Origin of the sequence: Bifidobacterium asteroides, assembly GCF_003202695.1 — a bacterium.
GTDB classification, from domain to species: domain Bacteria; phylum Actinomycetota; class Actinomycetes; order Actinomycetales; family Bifidobacteriaceae; genus Bombiscardovia; species Bombiscardovia asteroides_G.
The window spans coordinates 132042-157274 of sequence record NZ_QGLL01000009.1 but is presented as its reverse complement, the minus strand read 5'-3'; the positions used below and the strand labels follow the sequence as shown (position 1 = coordinate 157274).

The window sequence follows — 25233 nt, the reverse complement described above, 5'->3', positions numbered from 1 at the left end:
GGGTTTATGGTCTGACACGCCACTACGGATGGTATTGTGCTGGCGCCTAGGAATGTGTAGAGTGCAAACATCAGGTCCTAAGCAGACGGCTATAGAGCTTGGGATGTCATTGGCTATATCTAAGGGAGATGCGGACATGTCCATTACGGTCTACACCAAGGCGCACTGTCCCCAGTGTGATGCCACCAAGCGTCAGCTGACCAAGCAGGGGCTGGAGTTCGAGCAGGTGGATTTGACCGAGGATCAGACCTTGATCGACCGGTTCATCGCCCAGGGATTCAAGCAGACCCCCATCGTAGTCACTGACCAGGAGACGTGGAGCGGGTATCGCCCCGATCTGATCAGGAAGGCAGCACAGAGCGCCAAGGTCTTCGCCTGATCAAAGGACTCGGAGCCCGGTTCACGAATATGTGGACCGGGCTTTTTTGATAGCTTGGTGAGCTGTCGGTCTGATAAATGTCAGGTTGACAGGTAATTAACTGAATATTGTTCTGCAAGTGCCTGGTGAATCGGCATTTCTTGGTTCGGCACTGCTTGGTTGATGGGCTCAGCATGATTATGGATGGCCGTCCAGGCACCCGTGAGAGCGGATGATAACGCGGTATCCGGTATTCGTATATCGAAAAGCAGAGGAAAGCAGCTCGCATTCTCTAGGATTGTCGATTGTATGCCTCAGACGGTGGCCTAGTTATTCGGGTTATTCGGCAATCGTGCGGGGGAGGGACGGACAGCGGCAGTCAGCGGGAAGAGTGCGGGAAGCAGTGAAGAGGAGACGATGAACAGGACGCAAACGAGTAAGGGGGCGAGGGCATGAATTGGACCTTCATGGCGCAGAATCTGCACTTTTTCGTCAATGCGGCCTATGTAACGGTCTTCATCTCCTTCTTCGGCGTGGTGTTTTCCATGCTGTTCGGACTGGTCTGCGCCGGGCTGGAGGTCTTCAGGATCCCTTTGCTCTCGCAGGTGGCCAGGATATACATCGAGCTGTCAAGAAACACCCCGCTCCTGGTTCAGCTCTACTTCCTCTACTTCGGGTTGCCCAAGCTTGGGGTCAACTGGAGCGCTCAGACCTGCGCCATCGTCGGGCTGGCCTTCCTGGGCGGCTCCTACATGGCCGAAGCCATGCGTGGCGGACTGGAAGCGGTGCCTCGGGTACAGATCGAGTCAGCCCGCGTCCTGGGATTCACACGAGGCCAGACCCTGTCCAGGATCGTGCTGCCCCAGGCCCTGAGTAGCGCCATACCGGGCGTGGTGGCCAACATCATCTTCCTGGTTAAGGAATCCTCGGTGGTCTCAGCCATCGCTCTGGCCGACGTCATGTATGTCACCAAGGACCTGATGGGCACCTCCTACGATACCTACGAATCGTTGACTCTGCTCATCGTCACTTATCTGGTCATCCTGCTGCCCATCTCCGTCATCGGGACCGTTCTTGAGCGGAGGTTCGACTATGCACGGCGTTGAGGTGCTTTTCCAGCCAGGGGTCATGCCCAGACTCTTCCAAGGGCTCTGGGTGACCGTCTGGATAGCCGGCGTCTCGGTCCTGCTCTCCCTGCCCCTGGGGTTGGTGACCGGATGGCTGATGACCCTGCGCAACCGTCTGATTCGCTTCCTGATGAGGATCTACCTGGACTTCATCCGCATCATGCCCCAGCTGGCTCTGCTCTTCATCGCCTTCTACGGGCTGTCCAGGGCATGGAACCTGAATCTTGACGCCACCGGCGCCTGCCTGCTGGTCTTTGTGCTCTGGGGTGGAGCAGAGCTGGGCGACCTGGTCCGAGGGGCTCTGGAGTCCATCCCCCGTACCCAGGTGGAGTCGGCCTACGTGCTAGGACTGGGGTCCTGGCAGACCTTCTCCAGGATCATCCTTCCGCAGGCCCTGCGCCGACTGCTGCCGGCGAGTGTCAACCTGGCCACCAGGATCGTCAAGACCACCTCCCTGGCCGCCCTGCTGGGCGTCATCGAGGTCATCAAGGTCGGCCAGCAGATCATCGATGCCAACCGATTCGCTTATCCGCAGGCGACCCTGTGGATCTACGGGGTGATCTTCTTTATGTATTTCTTCATCTGCTGGCCCCTGTCCCTGGCGGCCCGGCATCTGGAAAAGAGGTGGGCTCATGACTGAGGGGCAAACGACAGCGAACCAGCCACAGGATGATCAGCAGGAACGAGCGGTGCTGACCGTCGAGCATCTGGTCAAGCAGTATCCGCAGGCGCAGAGCCCTGTGCTCAATGACATCTCCTTCCAGGTGCCCAAGGGCAAGGTCTTTGTAGTCCTGGGCCCTTCGGGCTCAGGCAAGTCCACCCTGCTGCGGACCATAGCCGGGCTGGAGCCCATACAGGGCGGCCGCATCCTTCTGGACGATCAGGTGGTGGAGACCGGTCACCCTCTGGGCAAGCGCAGCGGAGGTCCTGGCGGCCTTATGTCGGGCAGCCGCAGCTCGGAACTGCGTACCAGGATCGGCATGGTCTTCCAGAGCTACGACCTCTTCCCCAACAGGACCGTTCTGGACAACGTGACCCTGGCGCCCGTCCTGGTCCAGAAGCGCAAGCGGGGCCAGGCGCGGCAGGAGGCTCTGGAGCTGCTGGACCGAGTGGGTCTGGCCGACCGCAGGGATGCCTGGCCCAGCCAGCTCTCTGGAGGTCAGCGGCAGAGGGTGGCCATTTGCCGGGCGCTCATCCTCCATCCCGAGATCATGCTCTTCGACGAGGTGACCGCGGCTCTGGATCCGGAGATGGTCCGCGAGGTCCTCCAGGTCATTCTGGAGCTAGCCGATCAGGGGCTGACTATGATGATCGTCACCCACGAGATGGCCTTTGCCAGGGGTATAGCCGACCACATCGTCCTCCTGGATGGAGGCTCTCTGGTCGAACAGTCCGACGATCCGGAGGCTTTCTTCACCCACCCTGCCACTGACCGGGCGCAACGCTTCCTGTCCACCTTCACCTATGAGCGCAGGCGGGATCAGGACCAGGATCTGAAGTCACGATGAGGACTTCGCATATTCGTCCGGCGGCCTTCGCCGGAACCGCCCCAGGGGCGGCCATAGGAAAAAGAACAGGAAAAGAGGGATCATGACCGCAAGGGTAGTGAACCGATTGATACGGGCGACGCTGGCCGCAGGGGCGACGATCGCGATGATGGCTTCCATGGCTGCCTGCGGCCCTTCGGCCGCCACCCCCAGTGACGCTGGAAGCGGTTCGGGCAGCAGCTCCGGCTCCACAGCAGCATCCGGGTCTGCACGCACTCCGGAGCAGATCACTAAGTCCGGCAAGCTCAGGGTGGCGGTCTTCACCGACAAGGCCCCCTTCGGCTACGTGGACAAGGACGGCAGGAACCAGGGCTACGATGTGGTCCTGGCCGAGCGACTGGCCAAGGACCTGGGCGTCAAGCCCGAATACACTTCGGTGGACCCGGCCGCTCGCGTGGATGTGCTGTCAAGCAACAAGGTGGACGTGGTCCTGGCCAATTTCACCGTTACTGATGATCGCGCTCGCAAGGTGGACTTCGCCAAGCCCTATATGAAGGTCTACCTGGGCGTGGTCTCCCCGGATTCGGCGCCGATCAAAGACGTGAAGGAGCTGAATGGCAAGACTCTGATCATCGCCAAGGGGACTACGGCTGAGCCCTATTTCGAGCAGCACTATCCGGAAGTCAAGCTGCAGAAGTACGACCAGTACGCCGATGCCTACAACGCCCTGCTGGACCATCGCGGCGATGCCATGAGCACCGACAACACCGAGGTGCTGGCCTGGGCCAAGGCCAACAAGGGCTTCTCGGTCGGCATCACCAAGCTTGGGGACGAGGCGGTCATCGCTCCGGCTGTGCGCAAGGGGAATAAGCCCTTGCTGGACTACATCAATAAGGAGCTGGAGAAACTGGGCCAGGAGCGGTTCTTCCATGAGGATTACCGCAAGACCCTTGAGCCGGTCTACGGCAGCGCAGCCAACCCCGACGAGATTGTGGTCGAGGGCGGCAAGGACTGACCTGGCCGTCTGGTTTATGACAGGGCCCGCTCCCATCCGAATGCGACTGGATGGGAGCGGGCCCTGTCTGTCTGAGTTAGTGGATTGACTGGTCAGTAGGCGGCCAGGATGTCGACCACGAAGATCAGGGTCGAATTGGCCGGGATGCTCTGCTGCTTCTGGCTGCCATAACCCAGGTCGGGCGGAATGACCAGAAGGACCTGGGAGCCCACCGTCTGGCCGGCCAGACCTTGCTGCCAGCCTTTGATCACTTGGTCCAGACTGAAGTCGCTGGCCTGACCCCGGTCCCAGGAGGAGTCGAACTGCTTGCCGTCGGAAGCCAGCCAGCCGGTGTAGTTGGCGCTGACGCTCTGATGCTGGCCGACCTTGGCTCCGCTGCCCTTGATCAGGGGCTGGACCACCAGCCCTCCCTTGGGTTGGTAGCTGTTGAGATCCAGGGAGGGCTTGCCCTTGTCGTCCAGACTGATCTTGGGCAGGTCGCTCGGCAGGTTGGTCACCTTCTGGCCCTGGGCGCGGGTCAGGTTCCTGGACCGGGAGACGAAGGTCAGGGCCATGATATAGGAGTCGGTTGCCTGGCTGCTGCCGGAGCCTGACTCTTCGATGCCTACGGCCACGGTGGAGTTGACCTTGAGGCCCTTGAAGGTGTCATAGAATGCCGGGATAGATTTCCTGCTGATGACAATGGAGCACTCCGGGCTGCTCTTGTCCCAGGTGGAGTTGATCACCTTGCCAGTCTTGGCATCCAAGGCCAGGCTTCTTGCACATACGCGGTCCCCGTCGCGGATGACTTCGCCGTCGCCCTCCTGGATGACTTGATGGGTCTGGTTCTTGACCTTGAAGGGGGTCTTGAAGCTGATGTCGGGCTTGCTGCCAAGTTTGCCTTTGGCTGATACGCCCTGCATGGTGTCGCCCGAGTGGCCGCCCCCGTCAGATCTCCCGCCGCAGGCCGACAGCCCAAGACATAGAGCCAGAGCGGTCATGATGCCCAGCAGACGTTTGCTGCCTGATTTCCTTGCGATGATGCTCATAGAAGACCAGTTTAGGGCTTATGGGTGATTTCCCTGTGCTAGCAACCAGATATTAGGGAGCCGAAGGTAGAATGTCGATACTATGAAGCAAGTACCCGAAGGAACCTATGAGATGACGCGGCCTGACAAGCCTTCGCGCCATAGCACCATCATGCGCGGCATCGTCACCCCCATCTTCGGCCTGCTGGCTGTAGCGTCCATTGTGCTGGGCATTCTCAACGCCACGGTCTGGAAGCCTTCGGCTCATGTAGATGCGCATGCGCGCACGAACGCCGCCTATGCAGTGACCGATCCAGGTGTGCTTCCCCTGGTGGACAGCAGAGTGACCATGCGTGTGGATGCGGTGCCGACCGGGAATTCCGGGTCCGCGGATGGCAAATCACAGAAGCCCACCGTCTGCATGGCTCTGACTACGGCAAAGGATGCATCTGGCTGGACGGCCGGACATGGCGTGGCTCGGGTGCGCGGTCTGGATAATTGGCAGACCCTGTCCGTCGGCAAGGACACCAGCCCTGGCAAGGCCGTCAAAAATGATCAGGGCGTGGCGTTTAAGGATTCTGATATGTGGAAACGGGTCACCTGTGAAGAGAGCGGCGTGTCCATGTCCCTGAAAACCGACGATCCGCAGGCCGTTCTGCTGGTGGAGGCTCCTCAGGGTCATTCCCTGGGGCTGGAGATGCTCTGGCAGCGGGACAAGCTGCCCAACTTCGCCATGCCTTTCTACTTCGCCGGTGGGCTGCTGGCCCTGCTGGCCGTTCTTTCGGCCACGGTATTCGCCATGGATCCGGCCAAACGCCGCAAGCAGGCCGAACCTGAACAGGAGGCTAAGGAATCTCCCGAGATCAGTGTGGCCCAGGCGCTGCGCAAGGCCATTCTGCCTAATCTGGGGCAGTGGCGCTACTCAGCTTCAGGTCGGCGTCACGCTCGTGGCCAAGAGCGGCAGGGAGATCCGGAATCCCCGCTCAAGTCGCCGACGGTGATCGATCCGCGCAACAGGAACCTGGTCGCCGATCGCCAGGAGAATGGCGGCGGCCGCACTGTCAGCGGCGATCGGGGAGCCGACGATGCGTCATCCACTGCGGTCATCAGCGACCAGGAGATGGCTTCCTACTTGGCCAGGTTGGCTCACGAGGAGGAGGAAGACCGATGAGCGGGAACAAGCAGATGAACAGGGTGGGGGTTGCAGCGGCGCTGGCCTTGTCTCTTGCCCTTCTGCCCGGGTTGTCCGGCTGCGAAGGGCAGGTTCCCCAGGCCCGCCAAGCCGAGCTTCAGAGCACCGCGACCACCGCTCCTGCGCCCAACCTGACTCCGGCCCAGGAGGCCCGTATCCGTAAGAGCATCGGGGCAGTTCTGGATCAGGCGAACGCGTCCAAGGACCCAGCCGGGCTGGCCCAGCGAGTCAGCGGCCCTCAGCTGGAGATACGCACCAGCGAGCTGACCATCGCTCAGGCCACAGGGCAGCTGGACCCCAAGACGACCATTCCTGCCACCATCGCTCAGACGGTCATCCCCGGTGATCCAGGCTGGCCGCGCTCGGTTTTCTCGATTACCACCACAACACAGGATCAGCAGTCCAAGCGCCTCTTGGTTCTGGACCAGGAGTCCGCCCATGAGAATTACAAGCTCTGGGGGGTGGCCCGACTCTTCCAAGGAGCTCAGTTGCCTAAGTTCCCGGTGGCCACCATCGGCGCCAGGATGGGACAGGGCGACGATCAGGGGCTCAAGGCTACGCCAGTGGAGGCCGTGCGCCGCTATGCCGACCTTTTACAGAACCCCCAGAGCAGCAAGTATGCCAAGGAGTTCGCCCAGGATGACTTCCGCACTTCTCTTGGCACGCTGACTCAGGTGGTTCAGCAGGGAATCGAGGCCAACAAGGGCAGTCAGTCGCAGACCTTCGCTCCGGCACAGGGGCAACTGCGGGTCATGCACTCTTCCGATGGGGGAGACCTGATCGTGGCTCGCATCGATTCTGTCTGGACTCGGCAGGCGGGTGAAGGCCGTGAGTCCTCGCCGGCCTCGGATGCCGAGACGGCCCTATTCGGGCAGGGCAAGCCCACCAGCACCATGAAGGTCACCTATGTCAACGTGATCGCCCTCTACGTGCCTTCGGCAGACTCGCATGAGCCCATCAGGGCTGTGGGTGCCGAGCGTGAGCCCATCAAGGTGGAAGCAGTCTGAGTGGCGGGATTGCGCTAGGTGAACGCCCGCGCCTCGGACTAGATTGGCTTCCAGGAGTATGCAATCCAGAGCGGGCCGAAGCTGCAGTCGGCAACCGCATGGTTAAGGAGGACTGACATGGCGAACAAGGACGGGCAGGGACAGCCGGGCCTCTCTCTGGCAGGAGCGGTCGACCTGGGCGCGCTCAAACACCAGGTCGATGCCGAGCCAGGCCAGCAGGGCGGTGCGCCCGCTGCAGGCGGCTATGTGATCGATACCACAGAATCCAGCTTCCAGGCTATGGTCCAGACCTCAGCCACCTTCCCTATTCTGATCCTGCTTTGGGTGCCCACCGACGACCGACTCTTCCCCCTGGCTACCCGTTTGGCCCAAGCCGTCAACGGTCAGGAGGGGCGCATTCAGCTCTCCCGCATCGACATTGCATCTTATCCGCAGATCGCCCAGACCTTCCAGGTGCAGGGAGCTCCGGCCCTGTTTGCCCTGCTGGCCGGCCGGCCCATGCCAATCCTGCAGGGGCTGCCCACCGATGAGGAGTTGAACCAGATCACCGAGCAGCTCATTCCCCAGGTGGTCCAGATGGCGCAGAAGGCCGGCATCACTGGGAGCGCCCCCTACCAGGAGACCAACGATCCGCAGGAGGACGACCAGGCTGGCCAGGCAGCGGCTGATGCTGTTCCACCTGCCCATCAGGAGGCCCACCGACTGGCCCAAGAGGGCGACTACGCAGCTGCAGCCGAGGCTTACGGCAAAGTGGTCCAGGCTGATTCGACTGACGATCTGGCCAAGCGTGAACAGGCCAAGTGCCTGCTGATGGCCCGTTCAGCCCAAGCCGATGTCCGCAAGGTCCGTCAGGCGGCTGCCGATGCTCCTGACGATCTGCAGGCCCAGTTGGATGTGGCTGACGTGGACATGATCGGCGGCCAGATCCAGGATGCTCTTGATCGCCTGTTGGACTTTCTGGCCGGGCACCGGGATCAGACCGATCCTATCCGCCGTCGTCTGCTGGAGTACTTCGTCATTCCTGAACCGACGGATCCTCGGCTGGCCAAGGCCCGTCGCCGTCTGTCCACGTTGTTGTACTGATCAGTTGCCGACGTTGGCCGGTTTCTGAGTCAGGACTCGCGGTTCCCGTCAAAGTTGGTCAGGAAGCGCGGCCCTTCGGCTTTGAGTTCCTGGTCGAAGTCTGCCGCCCATTCGCCAAAGGGGTGGTCGGCCAGCCCGTCGTTGGAAAATCGAGCGTCGTCCGTGATCTCCGTGGCGCAGAAATCAGGGATGGTCAGGTCAGTCACTGGCCCGGTCCGCTCCACTTCCGCCACCACCAGGGGAGCGTTGCCGTCCCCGAAGACATCCAGGTTCCACCAGTCCTCGTCCAGCCAGACTCCATATCGGTTCTTGACGATGGGAATGCCGCCGCGCAGGATCAGTTCCAGGGCGATTCCCGGATCGATGGCCCGTTCGGCCTCATAGCGGGTGCCGCCGACGGAGGGACCCTTGGCTGTCATGGAGGCGGCATCGAAATGATCGCCTTCCTCAAGCAGAGTGTGCAGGGCATCGGTTCGGGCCGTCATGGGCACCACCGGGTTCACCTGGCCCTGCAGACGCACCCTAAGGGCGAAGTTGTCCTCATGAACGTAGTAGCTCTGCACGATCAGGGTCGGCCGGCTCTCCCCGAGCAGCTCCCGAGGAAGGTTTCGGCAAAAGAATCTGCGCTCGAATTCGAAATCGTCCTCGTCCTCATCAATGGCCATGTATCCCATGGTACGGTAGGCCGGGCGCGGCCACCATTCACTGTCCAAAGCACACCTTAGAGTCCAAGTATGTGAAGGTCGCTTGTGATGGCCGGGTGAAGGAACTACTGTGTGAATTATCCCGAGAGAAGATCATCCGGGAATGTTGGCGGCTTCGTGCCACCGCATGAGGATGCAATGGCGCAACCGGGGCGGTGACACGAGGCCTTGCCATCACAATACCTATCAGGTACGCGCAATTTTACGGTAACACGCCGAAAATGGCAGGAGCTAGGCCAACACGTCAGGACGCGCATGGGTGCGAAAATGCGCAAAGTGTCCTAGTATGGTTTCTGTTGTCCACTGGAAAGTGGCTGTCGGGTTCGTAGCTCAGCGGATAGAGCGTCTGTCTCCGGAACAGAAGGTCGAGGGTTCGAATCCCTTCGAGCCCACCAAAACAAACCTCTGTGAGCACCAAGCACGTAGGGGGTTTCTTTGAGATGATTTTCCCTTTCGCAATGCCACTCATCAAGTCAGGTGAATAATCAAATGCGTGCGCCATATGTGTGGTGAATCACTAAGCTTTTGAGGAATATGGCCCCTGGCCCGCTTGTATCCTCGTTTTCAGGTGCCATAGTGAAAGGGTAAGACCGAACGTCGGGGAGGACAGACGTTTCCGTGTTGTGGCGGAGCCTCCTTTCCGCGGTGAAGCAAAGGAGATCACATGGCCAATCGAATCAATGCAGGAGATGCCGTCCTTCACGTCCTGGAGCAGTGGGGGGTGCCGCGCATCTACGGTCTGCCCGGCGGCTCCTTCGACTCCATGATGAATGCCATCCACAACGAGCGCGAGCGCATCGACTTCATCCAGGTCCGTCATGAGGAGGCCGGAGCCCTGGCTGCCGCCGGAGAGGCCAAGCTGACCGGCCGGATCGGTGTATGCTTCGGCTCGTCGGGCCCCGGGGCGGTCCACCTGCTCAACGGCCTCTACGATGCTCGTGAGGACGGCGTGCCGGTGCTGGCTCTGGTGGGCGAGGTGCCCCAGGCCTTTATGAACATCGACTTCTTCCAGGCCATGGACGAGGTGCCAATCTTTACCGATGTGGCCGTATTCGCCCGGGCCGCCACTAATGCCCAAGGGCTGCCGGCCCTGGTGGACGAGGCCATTCGCCGGGCCTACGCCAACCATGGGGTCTCCGTGGTCATTATTCCCAAGGACCTGGCCTGGGCCGAGATTGACGACCGCCCAGTGGCATCTGCGGCCAACTTCCGCAAGCCGGAGCCTCTGAAGCCTGCGGCTGACCAGGTGAGCAAGGCAGTGGAGATCATTCAGTCCGCCAAAGCGCCGCTGCTGTACTTCGGCCAGGGCGCTGCCGGAGCCCGCGATGAGCTGGTCGCCATGTCCCAGCGCTTCAAGATGCCCATGGTCTCCACTTTCCCGGCCAAGGGGATCGTGGAGGACACCTATCCTGCCTACCTGCAGTCGGCCGGACGTGTAGCCACCAAGACCGCCACGGAGGCCATCTATACTTCGGATCTGACAGTCTGGGTGGGTTCGGACAACCCCTTCGGGTCCATGTTCGTCACTCCCAACACCAAGGTCATTCAGATCGATCTGGATCCGGTCAAGCTGGGCAAGCGCTTCCAGGCCAATGTGGTCTTGGCCATCCAGGCCGATGCCCGCGAGACCCTCAAGGCGATAACCGCCGCTGGTCAGGACCAGGAGGAGTCCGTCTTCTACAGGGCCTGCCTGCGCAGCAAGGAGAACTGGGATCAGTGGCTGGCCTCCTTCGCCGAGGACACTCGCACGCCTCTGAGGCCCGAGCCCGTCTACCACATCATCGATCAGCAGCTTGAGGACAATGACATCGTTATTCCAGACGTGGGCAATGTGGATATCGATTTCCTGCGTCTGCTGCATCTGAAGCCTACCAACCGCTGGACCGTTTCTGGCAAGCATGCCACCATGGGCTACGCCGTGCCGGCCGCATTGGCCGCCAAGCTGGAGCATCCGGAATCGACCGTCTACTCCCTGAGCGGAGACGGCGGATTCGCCATGCTCGGCGAGGAGGTGATGGCACAGCTCAAGTACCATGCCCCAGTCATCAACGTGGTCTTCTCCAACCGCTCCCTGGGCTACATCGAGGCCGAGCAGCGCGATGACAGCCATCAGCCTCTGAGCGGAGTGGACCTGCCCGACACTGACTGGGCCAAGATCGGCGAGGGCATGGGTGCCTTGGGCTTCACCGTGCGCACGGTGGCCGATGCTCGCCACGCCTTCTCCGAGGCCCGCAAGGCCGACAGGTCTTCGGTCATTGACATCAAGCTGACAGGAGCCAGTCCTCTGGATACTCGCTACATGCGGTTCCCGGAGACCTGCTCGGATCCGGACCAGGTCAAGAACTTCGTCAAGACCTACGAGGCCGGCGATCTGCGCTCGCTAGCCTACTGGATGGGCCAGGAGGCTAGCAAGGGCTGAGACTGGTACCGCTTATGCCGGACGGACACTCCTATAGTGGACGGTGTCCGCCCGGGGCTTCGGCCCGGCGTGGGTGCGGCGGACCTGAGGAAAGGACGAACCCATGGAAGATGGACCGGAAGAGATCGGCACGCCATATGCGCCCCAGGCCTTGGGGGCCTACAGCCAGGCCGTGAAGGCCGGGGGCTTTGTCTTCGTCTCCGGACAGCTGGGCATAGACCCGGATACTGGCGATCTTGTGGATGGCACTGCGGCTGACCAGGCCACTCAGGCCCTGAAGAACATCAAGAACATTCTGGATGCAGCTGGAACCGGTATGGAGAAGGTGGTCAAGGCCACTATTCTTATGCGGCGGGTGGAGGATTTCACCCAGGTAGATCAGGCCTACTCCCAGGTTTTCATTGGCTCTGTGCGGCCGGCCCGCGTGGCTTTTGGCGGTGCGGACATCCCCAAGGGGGCTCTGGTCGAGATTGAGGTTGTGGCACTGGCCTGAGACAGGCCGGTTGCTGGTCCCCGCCGTCGCTAGACTTGAGGGCATGAGTCCTGAAGCACTTGCCCGTATCATCTCTTCGACCGCTGTTCAGATGGCCCAGTCAGGCCACCTGGGAAGCCTGGAGCCCGGCATGGTTCCTGATGCCGACCATCTGGCGGTCATGCGTCCCAAGGACCGTTCACACGGGGACTGGTCCACCAACATCGCCATGCAGCTGGCCAAGAAGGCCGGTATGAGGCCTGCCGAGCTGGGCCAGACCTTGGCTGAGGCTCTGCGAAAGGTCGATGGGATCGCGCAGGTGGATGTGGCAGGTCCTGGCTTCATCAATATCGCCTTGGACTCGGCCTCGGCGGCTGCCGTTGTCGATGCCGTCCTGAAAGCGGGATCCTCTTTCGGAAGCAACGATCACCTGAGCGGGCGCACGCTCAATCTGGAATTCGTCTCGGCCAATCCCACGGGCCCCATCCATATCGGCGGCACGCGCTGGGCGGCCGTGGGCGACTCCATGGCCCGTGTCCTGGAGGCCAACGGCGCCAAGGTGGTCAGGGAGTACTACTTCAATGATCATGGCACGCAGATTGACCGCTTCTCCCGCTCGCTGGTAGCGGCGGCGCACGGCGAGCCCGTGCCCGCTGACGGCTACAAGGGCTCCTATATTGATGAGATCGCCTCGCGGGTGGTCAAGGAAGCCGCCGACGAGGGGCAGGATATCCTGGCCATGCCCAGGGTGCGCGACGAGGACGGCGCCGAGGGTGACAGTCCCCAGCGCGAGGCCTTCCGCACCCGGGCCGTGCCCATGATGTTCGCCGAGATTCAGCAGTCCATGCGTGACTTCCGGGTCAATTTCGATGTCTGGTTCCATGAGAACAGTCTGTATGAGTCCGGCCAGGTGGACCGGGCCATTGAGGAGCTGCGGGCCAAGGGCGACATCTTCGAGAAGGACGGGGCTACCTGGTTCCGCTCCACCACCTACGGCGACGACAAGGACCGGGTGATCATCAAATCCGACGGTCACGCAGCCTACGTGGCGGCAGACATCGCCTACTACCTGAACAAGAGACGCAGGGCCAAGGACCCCTGCGACGAGGCCATCTATATGCTGGGCGCCGACCATCACGGCTACATCGGCCGGATGATGGCCATCTGTGCGGCCTTCGGGGATACTCCCGGGGTGAACATGCAGATCCTGATCGGCCAGCTGGTCAATGTCATCAAGGATGGCCAGGCCGTGCGCATGAGCAAGCGGGCAGGCAACGTGGTCACCATTGACGATCTGGTGGATGCCGTAGGCGTGGACGCTGCCCGGTACTCCCTGGCCCGCACCGACTACAACCAGAGCGTGGACATCGACCTGGACCTGCTGGCCTCGCATACCAACGACAATCCCGTCTACTACGTGCAGTACGCGCACGCCCGTTCTAAAAACGTGGATCGAAACGCAGCCCAGGCAGGTATCGACCGTTCCGGAGCTGATCTGTCCCTGCTGGACACTGCTGCTGACAACGATATTCTGGGCGTTCTGGCCCTCTACCCCAATGTGGTTCAGACTGCCGGCGACCAGAAGGCCCCACACCGGGTGGCCCACTACCTGGAGCAGCTGGCCGGGGTCTATCACCGCTGGTACAACCTGGAGCGCGTGGTGCCCATGGAGCCGACCGGCCGAGCGGATCTGGACCAGGACGAGGACAGGAATCCACAGCCAGCCCGTGCGGCGGCGCGTCTGCGTCTCAATGACGCTGTGCAGCAGGTCATCGCCAACGGCCTGGAACTGCTGGGCGTCCAGGCCCCGGACCGTATGTAATCCTCAGAGTCGCCGGGAGGTCGTTGATGGAAACACGGATGTGTGGGCTAGGGTCCGACGGGTTCTGGCCTGGCGCTCTGCAGCGGGACAGCCAGGGCATGCTGACCATGCATGGGTGCTCAATGGAGGACCTGGCCAAGCGTTACGGCACCCCCTTGTATCTGATGGATACGGCGATGATGGCGGAACGGGCCTCGGCCTTCCGCCAAGCTGCTCTGCGAGACCTGGGTGGTGCGACCACCAGGGTCAGCTATGCCGGCAAGGCCTTTCTCAGCAAGGAGACCGTGCGGATCATGCTGCGCGAAGGGCTGGATATCGACACCTGTTCCCTGGGCGAGATGCTGATCGCCCAGGCTGCCGGCGCCCCTGGCCGTCGTCTGGTTCTGCACGGCAACAACAAGTCCGACCAGGAGATCGATCTGGCTGTCAGGGAGGGCTATAGGGCCATCGTCGTCGATGCGCCTGATGAGCCTGCCCGAATCGCCGCTGCTGCAAGGGCGCAGGGGCGTCGTGCCAGGGTCATGCTCCGGGTGACTGTAGGCGTGCATGCCGGCGGACACGAGTACATCTCGACTGCCCATGAGGATCAGAAGTTCGGCATCCCCCTGCTGTCCCAGGGCACCGATGTGGGCCTGCTGGACCTTGGCCCTGAGCCTGGAGCCTCTGGACAGGCCGGGGCAGATGCTTCGGCGGCCGCGAAGAAAGATCGGTCCTCTGCTCCTGGCGATTCCGTGGTATCACCGTTCTCTTCGGCCCTGTATTCGACTGCCAACAGATCCGACGAACCAGCTGATCCTGCCCGAATCAAAGCCATGTCCGCTCTAGCCGACGGACCGGCTATCGCCCTGCTCGAGGAGATTCGCTCCCATGAGCAGGAACTGGAACTGGTAGGCATCCATACCCATATCGGCTCCCAGATCCATGATTCCTCGGCCTTCATCGAGGCCGCCCGACGCATGATGCTGCTGAGGCACACCTTCTGGGCCACCGACGGATATTTGATGCCCGAGGTGGATCTGGGCGGCGGTTTTTCCGTGCCCTACACTCCGAATGAGGATCGGATGGATCTGGATCAGACCCTGACCAGTCTGGGGGTCGACATGACAGCCGTCAACCGTCGACTGGGCATGCCAATGCCAGTCATCGCCTTCGAGCCCGGCCGCTGGATCGTGGCTCCCTGCGGCATGAGCCTGTATCGGGTGGGCACCGTCAAGCCAGTCTTCCTGTCTGACGGAAGCGTGCGCACCTACGTTTCGGTTGATGGCGGCATGAGCGACAACATCCGTCCGGCCCTCTACGGGGCCGAATACACGGCTGTTCTGGCCAACCGGCACGGCAGCGCGGACAGGATTCAGGGCCGTGTGGTGGGCAAGCACTGTGAATCGGGGGATATTCTGGTGCAGAAGGTGCTTCTGCCTGCGGACATCCGCCGAGGTGACCTGCTTTTGGTGCCGGTGACCGGTGCCTACGGACGGACCATGGCCAGCAACTATAACCAGGCCCTGATCCCTCCTGTGGTCGGTCTGGACCAGTCCGGCGCCCATCTGATGCTGCGGCGACAGACCATTGACGACCTGCTGGCCTTGGATCAGGGATGAGCAGCGCTCCGGTGGAACCAGCTCATGGGGTCAATGCGGGTGTCGAATTGGCTCTCTAAGATGAAGCAACACCCGGTGACCGGCCCCGTTGGGGCGGATGGAGGATCCATATGCCCAAGAATATGCAGCAGCAGGAGGCCGTCAGGCCCATACGCATAGCGCTTCTGGGGGCCGGGACCGTGGGCTCTCAGACCGCCCGCCTCCTGGTGGAGCAGAGCCGGGATCTGGCCAGTCGAGTGGGCCGCCCCCTGGAGTTGGTGGGCATCGCCGTCCTCAATCCTGACAAGGCCAAGGATGATTGGATCGATCCGTCCTTGCTGACTACCGACTCGGCCGATCTGGTCACCCGGGCGGACATCGTCATCGAGCTGATTGGCGGCATCGAGCCAGCCCGCACCCTGCTGCTCAAGGCCATCGAGTCCGGCGCCAGCGTAGTTACCGCCAACAAGGCCCTTCTGGCCCAGCACGGCCCAGAGCTCTACCGCGCTGCTGAAGAGCGGGGCGTCGACATCTACTTCGAGGCGGCCGTGGGCGGGGCTATCCCCATCGTGCGGCCTCTGCGGGAGTCCTTGGTGGGCGACGGCATCACCAGTCTGGTGGGCATCGTCAACGGGACTACCAACTACATTCTGGATGAGATGACCACCAAGGGTCTTCAATTCGACCAGGCTCTGCGCGATGCCCAGGACAAGGGCTTTGCTGAGGCGGATCCGACTGCCGATGTGGACGGGCTGGACGCAGCCGCCAAGGCCGCCATCATGGCTACGCTGGCATTCCACACCGATGTGCGGCTGGACGATGTGCCAGTGGAGGGAATCCGCGCCATCACCGCCGACGATATCGCGGCTGCGCGAACCGAGCATCGTGTCATCAAGCTTCTGGCCGTGGCTGAATGCGGCGAACAGGGCATCTCCGCCAGGGTCTACCCGGCGCTGATCCCGGACAGCCACCCTCTGGCCTCGGTCCATGGCAGCTTCAATGCTGTCTTCGTCACTGCCAAGGCCGCCGACGACCTCATGTTCTATGGCCGGGGTGCAGGCGGAGCGCCCACCGCATCAGCCGTTGTAGGTGATGTGGTCACCGAAGCCCGCCACATTGTCCAGCATGGCATGGGGCCGGGGATCCCCATGTACGCCAACATCCCCATGGCTCCTCTGGATTCATCCCGGGCCGCCTTCGCCGTCCGCTTCCTGATCCACGACAAGCCTGGCGTGCTGGCGGCCATCGCCCAGGTCTTTTCCGAGGCAGGCATTTCCATCAACGGAGTCAACCAGGACATTAAGCCCACCCTGCATGACCCGGGCTACAGCGGCGAGATCCAGCAGCTGCGCGTGGTCACCCACCTGTGCGATGAGGTGGCTCTTCGCCAGGTGGTTGAGCGGATCTCCACCTTCGACTCGGTCACTGGGCAGGCTTCCATCCTGCGCGTCTTTGATCGGCAGGCTCAATAATGGCCGCTGTGACAGAGGGTCCGGCAACTGTTCGGGTGCATGTGCCAGCCACCAGCGCCAACCTTGGTTCAGGTTTCGATGCGGTCGGCCTGGCGCTGGACTACCATGACGAGATCGTCTTCACCCGTTCCGTGGACCCGGGCGACACCAGCGCCTATGTCGTCATCAAGGGCGAGGGGGAACGAACCCTGCCTCGAGATGAGACCCATCTGGTCGTCTCCACTTTCAGGCGGGCCTGCCAGGTCTTTGGACTGCCGAGGTTCGGGTTCATCATGCGCGCCGTCAACCGCATACCCCAGGCCAGGGGGCTGGGTTCCAGCGCCGAGGCCATAGTGGCCGGGATCGCGGCGGCTGCAGCCTTCGCACATGCCGGTCCCCTGCGCCGCGATGCCGTCTTCGCACTGGCCGCCCAGATTGAGGGACATCCGGATAATGTGGCGCCTGCCGTCTACGGGGGGCTGACCGTCTCCTACGATCTGGCTACCGACGAGGGGGTGGGCTCCCTGCCCATAGCCGGAGGCGTGCCCTTGGAGGGCGGCTACCACACCCTGCGCTACAAGGTGGATCCGGCCATCAGAGCAACGGTCTTCGTTCCAGGCGCTCACCTGTCCACGCAGAAGGCCCGGCAGGCTCTGCCGGGCCGGGTGCCTTACGCGGATGCCGTTCATAATCTGTCACGGGCAGCCCTGATTCCCGGTGCTCTGAACCCCGGGTCACTGGATGACCAGGGGGTCGAGGCGACTGAGCAGGCTGCCGGGGCCAATGCCCGGCTCTTCGTGGCAACTCAGGATCGGCTCCATCAGCCATACCGGGCCGGACTCATGCCCTCCTCCACCAAGCTTCTGCAGCTCCTGCGCCGTCACGGTTACGCTGCGGCCGTCTCAGGAGCCGGCCCCTGCATTATCGTCCTGCACTACGGGGATGCCGAAAAGGAGCTGCGGGCCCTCGCCAAGGACTATCTGGATTCCGGCCGCTGGCGGATTCTGTCGCTGGACGTGGATCGCAAGGGGGTCCAGGTGGACCGGGACCAGGAAGGCAATCGTGAACACTGAAGACAGGCATATCCCGCTTATCCTGGCCTCATCCTCTCCATCCAGACATAGGCTTCTTTCCCAGGCGGGCATCGACCCCATCATTCGACCCTCCAGGGTGAATGAACCGGCTGTGCTGGCTGAACAGGCCCGTAAACTGGGTTGTCATCTGGAGGATCTGGATGCGCGCGAACGCGTCAGTGTCTTGGCCGAAGCCAAGGCATCGTCTGTACAAGCGACCATGGACGCTGTCAAGGATGCCGAAAGGCGCTCTCGGGGCGATCTGGTCACGTTCAAGCCTTTGAGCCAGGACGATTCGAGTGCATCAACCCGGGATCCCATGAGCCAGGTCATCGGGACCTGGGGCGGGATGATCGGCGCCGGGCGCGGGCCCCTTCTGCTGGGATGCGACTCTCTGTTCTGCGTGGACGGGGCTGTCATGGGCAAGCCTCACAAGCCGGAGCGTGCTATGGAGCGGCTGATGTCCATACGCGGCCGGACCGGCACCTTGGTCACAGGCCACTGTCTGATCGATTTGGCCACTGGCCGTCGGGTCCGAGCGGTCAGCAGCGCTCAAGTGACCTTCGGGGACTACGATCAATCATCCATGCAGGCCTATGTAGCCACCGGAGAACCCTTGGAGGTGGCCGGGGCCTTCACCTTGGAGGGGTTGGGCAGCGCCTTCATTCAGAGCATCGAGGGCGATCCCAGCGGGGTGATGGGATTGAGCATGCCCACCCTGCGTGCCCTGGCCCAGGAGCTGGGCGTGTCCTGGGCTGACCTATGGGCCGAACGGGTTCTGCCTGAGAGGCGACGCGTTGACGGATCGCTGCAGGGTCCTGAAGGATTGGTCGCCCCCGAGGAGAACGTTCATCAGCCTGGCGACGGGTGGGTGGACTGCGCCTGCGGCAAACGACATTGGGGACTCAACGGGGCTGCAGGCGTCTTGCTGGCTCGGCGCGATGCCCGCACGGGCGCACCGGTCAGCGTGCTTCTGCAGCACCGGGCACGCTGGAGCGCCGAGGGGGGCACCTGGGGTGTGCCGGGCGGCGCCATCTCCGACGGGGAGAACCCCCTGGAGGGCGGTCTGCGCGAGAGCTATGAGGAGGCCAACATTCGCCCTGAGGACATTCAGGTTGTGGGCTCCTACCTGGAGGACCATGGTCCCTGGGGCTACACGACCATCCTGGCCTTCGAGCGTCCCGGCCACCATGTCGATCCGCACATGAATGACGATGAGAGCATCGCCTTGGAATGGGTGGATATGAACAAGGTCGCGGATCTGCCCCTTCTGAAGGCCTTCGGCCAGGACTGGCCGCATTTTCGGCAACGTTTGGAGGCTCTCGCGGCCGAAGGGCGTCGGAAGTCTGCCTGAACAAGACCTATGCAGAAGCTCGAGGCCTGACCGCGCCCATCAGCTCAGAAGCACAGCGACCAGGGCGATGACCACAGGCGAGCTGATCGTGCTCAGCAGTATGCTGTCCCTGGCGAAGGTGGTTCCCACCTCGTAACGGGCCGCGTAGTTGTAGACGTTCTGACCGGTAGGCAGAGCGGCCAGAACCACGCACCCGTACAGCTCCGCTCCGCTGAAGCCCATCATGAACCGGGCCAGCAGATAGGCGATTATGGGCATGATCAGATTCTTCAGGATCACGGTGCATAGGGTGGCTCGACGGTTGGTGCCCTGGCTCATGGGTTGCGAACCCCGCAGGGACATGCCGAAGGCCATGAGGATCATGGGCACAGCAGACTGCCCGATCATGTCGATGGGTTTGTAGACGAAGTCGGGAATGACGAAATGGCCGGTCTGGGCGCTGATGGCCGAAATCACTATGCCGCCCAGGGAGCCGATGAGAATGGGTTGCTTCAGGGGCTGTTTGAGAATGGTTCTGACCGAGAGCCTGCCACTGGTGGTCGCGTCCAGGACGGTCAATCCGATGGGGGTGAACAGGGCCTGCTGCATGACCAGGATAGGTGCCACCAGAGTGGGGTCGCCCAGAATGTATGCGGCCACGGGCAGCCCGATGTTATTGGAGTTCAAATAGAGAGAGTCGAGAGCGCCGATGGTGGCTTCGGCAGCAGGCAGATGGAAGCTGACGGCGTTCATAGCTACGAAGAGCAGGCCTACGGCCGCCGCCGACAGGAAGGCCACAATGATGCTGGGGTGGAAGATGACTGACAGCTTCTGCTTGGAAAGGATGGCGAACATCAGGCAGGGCGTTGACACAAAAAAGGAGTATTTGTTGAGCACCAGCTGGGCCGTGGGACCGCCTACATGGAAGCGGGCGGCCACATAGCCCACGGCGATGACCACGCCGATGATGAAAAATCCCTCCATGGCACTGAGCAGTCCAGTCACTCCGGCATCCTCCTCATCTCGCATGGTGGACGGCTGCCTTCCAAGCCGAGTGCCGCCGCTTCCGTCGCCCCCATTGTGCCACCTGGGCCTTGCTCATGGGGCTACAGGTCCATCCGTGCCCCCTTGGCCCGCTAGCATGGCACTATGGTCAAGAACACGCAGACGGATATCGATCTTCTCGCTGGCATCCAAGGGGTTGAACCAGCCCAGGCCCTGGCAAGGATGCTTGAGTCCATGACCTCTATGCTCTCGGTCAGCGGTCAGGAGACCGCCTTGGCCGATGCCGTTCAAAAGGCCCTATCCTCACGCGCTGACCTCGTGGTCCGACGGCTGGGCGACACGGTCGTGGCCTCCACTCAGCTGGGTCGTCCCCACCGCGTCGTCCTTGCTGGTCATCTGGACACTGTGCCGGTTGATGGGAACCTGCCCCCGCGCTGGCTGGAACCCGGCGACCCGGCCATCCGCGCCGACCTAGCCGCCGCCCACCCCGGTTCCCGGGTGCTGCATGGCAGGGGCACCGCCGACATGAAGGCCTCGGATGCCGTCTTCCTCCACCTGGCGCTCACTTTGCGGAAGCCGGTCTATGACTTGACCTTCGTCTTCTACGACCATGAGGAGGTCCAGGCCGATCTGAACGGGCTGGGCCGAGTGGTGACCGCCCATCCCGACTGGGTTCGGGGGGACTTCGCCATCATCGGCGAGCCCACCGACTGCGCCATCGAGGCCGGCTGCAACGGAACCATGCGCTTCGATCTGATCACCCACGGCACGACGGCCCACTCCGCCCGGGCCTGGATGGGCAGCAACGCCATCCACGCGGCGGCGCCTATTCTAAATCGACTGGAGCAGTACCGCCCAGCTACCGTGCGGGTGGACGGTCTGGACTATCGGGAGGGGCTCAACGCCACCATGATCGAGGGAGGTCTGGGCACCAACGTCATTCCTGACCGCTGCCGGGTGCACGTCAATTACCGATTCGCCCCTGACAAGAGCCTGTCCCAGGCCAAGGAGCTGATGATGGGCCAGGGTACGGGCGCCGAGCTGGGCAATGGCGAGCATGTGGCCCGGGGTGGGGTCTTCAAGGGATTTTCGGTGCGCATGTGCGACGAATCGCCCGCGGCTCGTCCGGGTCTGGATTCGCCTTGGGCTCGTTCGCTGGCGCACTTGGTTGCTCAGACCACAGGCCAGCAGCCTCGCGCCAAGCTGGGGTGGACTGATGTGGCGCGATTTTCAGCCCTCGGCCTACCAGCTGTCAACCTGGGCGCAGGGAACCCTCTGCTGGCCCACAAGGCCGATGAGCAGGTGCCCCTGGATGACCTGGTCCGGTTGGAAGCAATACTGGTCAACTGGCTCAATGGACCTGACCGCTGCTGATCTGTGCCATACTAGAGGACGGTGGTTCTGCCTGACCACTTGCAGCGTAGGCGTTGATCCCCCTGGACGGAGACCCAATAATCCGTGCGGGCGTCGGTGTCCGCCTGCGTCAGGAAGACTTTTTGCCAAGGCGTTTCGATCGGGCGTACGCAGGTGCGCGGCTGCAGTGAGAGTGCAGCGTGAGGACGGATCGGAACCGTGAGAGCGGCACGAGGCGGCGTGCCGCAAGGAGCATTGTGCCCGAAAAAACGAATAATGAGGATGCCAAGGATAGCAGGTCCGCCATCAGCGGCGGGCAGGAGCGGCAGGTCGAGGGGGCCCCTGGTCCCGGCGCCCGACGCCGCACTGGACGGCGTGTGGTCAGGGTGGCCGGCGCTGCTGGTGCCGATGTGCCTGTGAAGGTCGAAGCCGAGAAGCGCAAGACCTCCCGCAAGGCCAAGGAGGAGGACGAGTCGAAGCCCTCTGCCACCCGTCGTCGTCGCGCCCGCAAGCCCAAGGAGGATCAGTCGGCTGATCAGAACTTGCAGGACCACTCCGGCCAGGACGTCCAGGAGGATGAGGGCGAGTCCAAGCCAACCAGGACCGCCGCCCGCCGCCGCACCCGAACCGCCGCTCATCGACGGACTGAAGAGCATGCCCAGGAGGGCGAACCTGACCAGGATCGTCAGGAGAGGGCTCTTGAAGCCGTGGAGTCTTTGACTGCGGTTCGCGGTCAGGGGTCCGGTCGAAAGGATGAGGAGCAGGTTGAGCGTCCGCGCGCAGCCCACGCCTCCCGTCCCCGCCCTATGACATCGCTGCTCTTCCAGGAGCCCGTCATACCCGTTTCCCGACCTGAGCATGATGAGCGCGATGATGAGGATGAGGATGTCGAGCCATCACCCAAGCCCTCCCGCCGGAGCAAATCCAGGAACGCTTCGGAGGGCGGTTCGCGCCGTTCCCGCAGGCTCAATGCAGAGGAGCGCAGAGCCGCCGACGAGGTGGAGCGCATCGAGGAGGATCTGGATCACGAGGGCATCACCTTCGTAGCAGACGAGGATCAGCAGGAGTCCGGGACCCGCACCCGCCGTCGTCGCCGTTCGAAGAGCGATGATGAGGAGTCCGAGAAGTCCGCTTCCAGTCGTCGTCGCCGTCGCGGGCACGAGCAGGAAAAAGACAAGGATGAGGAGGACGAGGCCCCGCTGACCCGTCGTCGTCGCCGTCGCAGGGGTTCCAAGTCCGCTGAGGGCGAGTCAGAGGAGTCTGGCAGCCGCCGCTCACGCAAGCAGCAATATATTGACGAGATCACCGACGTGGAGGGCTCCACCCGCCTGGAGGCCAAGAAGCAGCGTAGGCGGGACAATCGCCGCGAGCGCTCCCGTCAGTCCCAGCTGGTCGAACAGGACTTCCTGGCCCGCCGTGAGAACGTCAACCGCCTGATGGTGGTGCGTGAGAAGGAACACCACACTCAGATCTCGGTCATTGAGGACGACATCCTGGTCGAGCACTACGTCTCCGATATCCAGGAGGTCTCCACTGTCGGCAATATCTATCTGGGCCGGGTCCAGAACGTCCTGCCCAGCATGGAGGCCGCCTTTGTGGATATCGGCCAGGCCCGCAACGGCGTGCTCTACGCTGGCGAGGTCAACTGGGATTCCACCCGTCTGGAGGGGCAGCCCAGGCGGATCGAGCTGGCCTTCAAGTCCGGCGACCCCGTGCTGGTTCAGGTCACCAAGGATCCCATCGGCCACAAGGGCGCCCGGCTGACCTCGCAGGTTACGCTGGCCGGCCGCTTCCTCGTCCTGGTGCCCTCGGGCGGGATGACCGGCGTCAGCCGCAAGCTGCCCGACCGTGAGCGTTCCCGCCTCAAGAGCATCGTCTCCAGGGTGGCTCCCAAGGATATGGGCGTCATCATCCGCACCGCGGCCGAGGGAGCCAGCGAGGAGGCTCTGACCAAGGACCTGGAGAACCTGCAGCGCCAGTGGAGCAGGATCGAGGACAAGCACAAGGAGTTCCTGCGCGGGAAGCGTCCTAAGCTCCTGCAGGGCGAGCCGGACGTGGCCATCCGCGTGGTCCGTGACATTTTCAATGACGACTTCGCCAAGCTGGTGGTCCAGGGCCAGGGGGTCTATGAGAGGGTCCGCAATTATCTGGAGACCATGGCCCCCGATCTGGAGGAGAAGCTTGAGCACTGGGATCCTGCCGAGCATCAGGGCAAGGACGTCTTCGACCGCTGGAGCATCGACAGCCAGCTGCGCAAGGGCATGGAGCGTCAGGTCTACCTGCCCTCCGGCGGCTCCCTGGTCATCGACCGCACCGAGGCCATGACCACCATCGACGTGAACACGGGACGCTTCATCGGCAAGGGCAAGTCCTTGGAGGAGACGGTGACCCGCTGCAATCTGGAGGCTTCCGAGGAGATCGCCCGGCAGCTGCGTCTGCGCGACATCGGCGGCATGATCATGATCGATTATGTGGATATGGTCATGCCGGCCAATCGCGATCTGGTCCTGCGCCGCTTGGTCGAGTGTCTGGCCCGGGACCGCACGAAGCATCAGGTGGCCGAGGTCACATCTCTGGGCCTGGTGCAGATGACCCGCAAGCGGGTGGGCCAGGGTCTGGTCGAGGCCTTCTCCGAGGAGTGCCCCACCTGTCATGGTCGAGGCTTCATCCTCCACGACAAGCCGACCATCTCCGCCTCCTATGCCGACCCATATGCGGTCAAGGGCGGCGACCCCTTCGTCAAGACCAACAAGCATGGGCATGGCTCCTCATCCAAGGAGACCTTGTCCACCGGCTCGACACCTGCGGTCAAGGCCAAGCTGGCCAGGATCGCTGCGGCGGCCCAGGCGGCGTCGGACGAGGACGATGCCCAGGCTGAGACGGCGGATGTCGTCAAGGAGTCATAAACTAAATTTCGTTTTGTCGACGGGGCGGGCACATTTGACGACGCGGTGTGTTTGCTTCTATACTGGTTAGCTGGTGTCTGGACGGGTCCGTCAATCGCATGGCGGGATTCGAATGCCGGGCGCATACAGCTTTGGACAACAGGCAAGGTAGGGCTATGTACGCGATTGTGAAGGCCGGAGGCCATCAGGAGAAGGTCGAAGTCGGTGACCAGATCACGGTCAACCGTCTGGCTGCCAGGAAGGGCGAGTCGGTCGAGTTTCCGGTCGCGCTGGTCGTCGATGGATCCAAGGTGACCATGGCCGCCAAGGATCTGGCCAAGATCTCCGTCAAGGGCGAGGTCGTGGACGACGAGGCCAAGGGCCCCAAGATCAACATCCAGAAGTTCAAGAACAAAACCGGTGTGGCGCGCCGCAAGGGCCACCGCCAGAAGCAGACCGTGGTCAGGATCACGGCCATCGCCTGAGGGCCTAGGCCGAGGTAGGAAAGGAACCAGACATGGCACATAAGAAGGGCGCGTCCAGTTCACGCAACGGGCGCGATTCGAATGCACAGTACCTGGGCGTCAAGAAGTTCGGTGGCGAGGCCGTGGTGGCTGGCAACATCATCGTTCGCCAGCGTGGCACCAAGTTCCATCCCGGACAGAACGTCGGTCTGGGCAAGGACCACACCCTCTTCGCTCTGACGGACGGAACGGTTCGGTTCGCCAGCCGGCGTGACCGCAAGGTCGTTGACGTGCTTACCGCCTGATTGCCTTTTATTGGCATCAGTCGAAGGCCATCCCTGCCATGGGATGGCCTTTTTGCATTATGTATGGAGATGCCGGGCATTCAGCTCTCAGGGG

The 25233-nt window shown here is 62.4% G+C and carries 22 protein-coding genes and 1 tRNA gene; 20 read left to right on the top strand and 3 right to left on the bottom strand.

The window, feature by feature from the left end; genetic code table 11:
• Positions 1-136 precede the first annotated feature (136 nt).
• The 5 genes from nrdH (at position 137) to DKK75_RS06830 (ending at position 3987) form a co-directional block, all read left to right on the top strand.
• Positions 137-379, top strand: coding sequence for a glutaredoxin-like protein NrdH (nrdH, locus tag DKK75_RS06850; RefSeq protein ID WP_110452682.1), 243 nt, complete (start codon positions 137-139; stop codon positions 377-379).
• Between the two features lie 431 nt (positions 380-810).
• Positions 811-1464 (top strand): amino acid ABC transporter permease, encoded by a 654-nt coding sequence (locus DKK75_RS06845; RefSeq protein WP_110452681.1) that lies wholly within the window; start codon positions 811-813, stop codon positions 1462-1464.
• Positions 1451-2125: an amino acid ABC transporter permease gene (locus DKK75_RS06840; protein WP_110452680.1), complete on the top strand. Its 675-nt coding sequence runs from the start codon at positions 1451-1453 to the stop codon at positions 2123-2125. The genes DKK75_RS06845 and DKK75_RS06840 overlap by 14 nt, the downstream gene beginning before the upstream one ends.
• Positions 2118-2993, top strand: coding sequence for an amino acid ABC transporter ATP-binding protein (locus DKK75_RS06835; RefSeq protein WP_110452679.1), 876 nt, complete (start codon positions 2118-2120; stop codon positions 2991-2993). Before DKK75_RS06840 ends, DKK75_RS06835 begins: the two co-directional genes overlap by 8 nt.
• Before the next feature lie 82 nt (positions 2994-3075).
• Complete coding sequence (locus tag DKK75_RS06830; RefSeq protein ID WP_110452678.1) at positions 3076-3987, top strand: cysteine ABC transporter substrate-binding protein; 912 nt, start codon at positions 3076-3078, stop codon at positions 3985-3987.
• A 92-nt stretch (positions 3988-4079) separates the two neighbouring features.
• On the opposite strand, the gene DKK75_RS06825 is transcribed toward DKK75_RS06830, so the two are convergent.
• The gene (locus tag DKK75_RS06825; protein WP_181414497.1) at positions 4080-5015 is read right to left on the bottom strand and encodes an FKBP-type peptidyl-prolyl cis-trans isomerase; all 936 of its coding nucleotides are present in this window, start codon (positions 5013-5015) and stop codon (positions 4080-4082) included.
• An 82-nt stretch (positions 5016-5097) separates the two neighbouring features.
• Between DKK75_RS06825 and DKK75_RS06820 the strand changes: the two genes are divergently transcribed.
• The 3 genes from DKK75_RS06820 to DKK75_RS06810 all read left to right on the top strand — a co-directional run bounded on the left by DKK75_RS06820 (position 5098) and on the right by DKK75_RS06810 (position 8276).
• The gene (locus DKK75_RS06820; protein ID WP_146208631.1) at positions 5098-6165 is read left to right on the top strand and encodes a hypothetical protein; all 1068 of its coding nucleotides are present in this window, start codon (positions 5098-5100) and stop codon (positions 6163-6165) included.
• Entirely contained in the window at positions 6162-7193 is a 1032-nt protein-coding gene (locus DKK75_RS06815; protein WP_110452676.1) for a hypothetical protein, read from the top strand. Before DKK75_RS06820 ends, DKK75_RS06815 begins: the two co-directional genes overlap by 4 nt.
• 117 nt (positions 7194-7310) lie before the next feature.
• Entirely contained in the window at positions 7311-8276 is a 966-nt protein-coding gene (locus DKK75_RS06810) for a tetratricopeptide repeat protein (protein WP_110452675.1), read from the top strand.
• 29 nt (positions 8277-8305) lie between these two features.
• Here the strand turns inward: DKK75_RS06810 and DKK75_RS06805 are convergent, their stop codons facing one another.
• Positions 8306-8935, bottom strand: coding sequence for a hypothetical protein (locus DKK75_RS06805; RefSeq protein WP_181414514.1), 630 nt, complete (start codon positions 8933-8935; stop codon positions 8306-8308).
• A 364-nt stretch (positions 8936-9299) separates the two neighbouring features.
• Between DKK75_RS06805 and DKK75_RS06800 the strand changes: the two genes are divergently transcribed.
• The 8 genes from DKK75_RS06800 (at position 9300) to DKK75_RS06765 (ending at position 19148) form a co-directional block, all read left to right on the top strand.
• Positions 9300-9375, top strand: a tRNA-Arg gene (locus tag DKK75_RS06800).
• A 269-nt stretch (positions 9376-9644) separates the two neighbouring features.
• Positions 9645-11399, top strand: a complete 1755-nt coding sequence (spxB, locus tag DKK75_RS06795) for a pyruvate oxidase (RefSeq protein WP_110452673.1) — start codon at positions 9645-9647, stop codon at positions 11397-11399.
• Between the two features lie 103 nt (positions 11400-11502).
• Positions 11503-11892: a Rid family detoxifying hydrolase gene (locus DKK75_RS06790; RefSeq protein WP_110452672.1), complete on the top strand. Its 390-nt coding sequence runs from the start codon at positions 11503-11505 to the stop codon at positions 11890-11892.
• A 43-nt stretch (positions 11893-11935) separates the two neighbouring features.
• Entirely contained in the window at positions 11936-13693 is a 1758-nt protein-coding gene (gene argS / locus DKK75_RS06785; protein WP_110452671.1) for an arginine--tRNA ligase, read from the top strand.
• 26 nt (positions 13694-13719) lie between these two features.
• The gene (locus tag DKK75_RS06780; RefSeq protein ID WP_110452670.1) at positions 13720-15291 is read left to right on the top strand and encodes a diaminopimelate decarboxylase family protein; all 1572 of its coding nucleotides are present in this window, start codon (positions 13720-13722) and stop codon (positions 15289-15291) included.
• A 110-nt stretch (positions 15292-15401) separates the two neighbouring features.
• Positions 15402-16742, top strand: coding sequence for a homoserine dehydrogenase (locus DKK75_RS06775; RefSeq protein ID WP_110452669.1), 1341 nt, complete (start codon positions 15402-15404; stop codon positions 16740-16742).
• On the top strand, positions 16742-17794 hold the full coding sequence (thrB, locus tag DKK75_RS06770) for a homoserine kinase (RefSeq protein WP_110452668.1): 1053 nt from the start codon (positions 16742-16744) through the stop codon (positions 17792-17794). The genes DKK75_RS06775 and thrB overlap by 1 nt, the downstream gene beginning before the upstream one ends.
• The gene (locus DKK75_RS06765) at positions 17784-19148 is read left to right on the top strand and encodes a Maf family nucleotide pyrophosphatase (RefSeq protein WP_110452667.1); all 1365 of its coding nucleotides are present in this window, start codon (positions 17784-17786) and stop codon (positions 19146-19148) included. Before thrB ends, DKK75_RS06765 begins: the two co-directional genes overlap by 11 nt.
• Positions 19149-19187: 39 nt before the next feature.
• Here DKK75_RS06765 and DKK75_RS06760 read toward each other — a convergent pair whose 3' ends face one another.
• Positions 19188-20132, bottom strand: a complete 945-nt coding sequence (locus tag DKK75_RS06760) for an AEC family transporter (protein WP_110452823.1) — start codon at positions 20130-20132, stop codon at positions 19188-19190.
• Positions 20133-20276: 144 nt separating this feature from the next.
• On the opposite strand from DKK75_RS06760, the gene dapE reads away from it, so the two are divergent.
• The 4 genes from dapE (at position 20277) to rpmA (ending at position 25139) form a co-directional block, all read left to right on the top strand.
• A complete protein-coding gene (gene dapE / locus DKK75_RS06755; RefSeq protein ID WP_110452666.1) occupies positions 20277-21506 on the top strand; it encodes a succinyl-diaminopimelate desuccinylase in 1230 nt (409 codons plus the stop codon).
• Between the two features lie 236 nt (positions 21507-21742).
• Positions 21743-24391 carry an Rne/Rng family ribonuclease gene (locus tag DKK75_RS06750; protein ID WP_110452665.1) on the top strand — a complete coding sequence of 883 codons (2649 nt, stop codon included), beginning with the start codon at positions 21743-21745 and terminating at the stop codon, positions 24389-24391.
• Between the two features lie 155 nt (positions 24392-24546).
• Complete coding sequence (gene rplU, locus DKK75_RS06745; RefSeq protein ID WP_015022458.1) at positions 24547-24855, top strand: 50S ribosomal protein L21; 309 nt, start codon at positions 24547-24549, stop codon at positions 24853-24855.
• Between the two features lie 32 nt (positions 24856-24887).
• Entirely contained in the window at positions 24888-25139 is a 252-nt protein-coding gene (gene rpmA / locus DKK75_RS06740; protein ID WP_110452664.1) for a 50S ribosomal protein L27, read from the top strand.
• Positions 25140-25233: the final 94 nt, after the last annotated feature.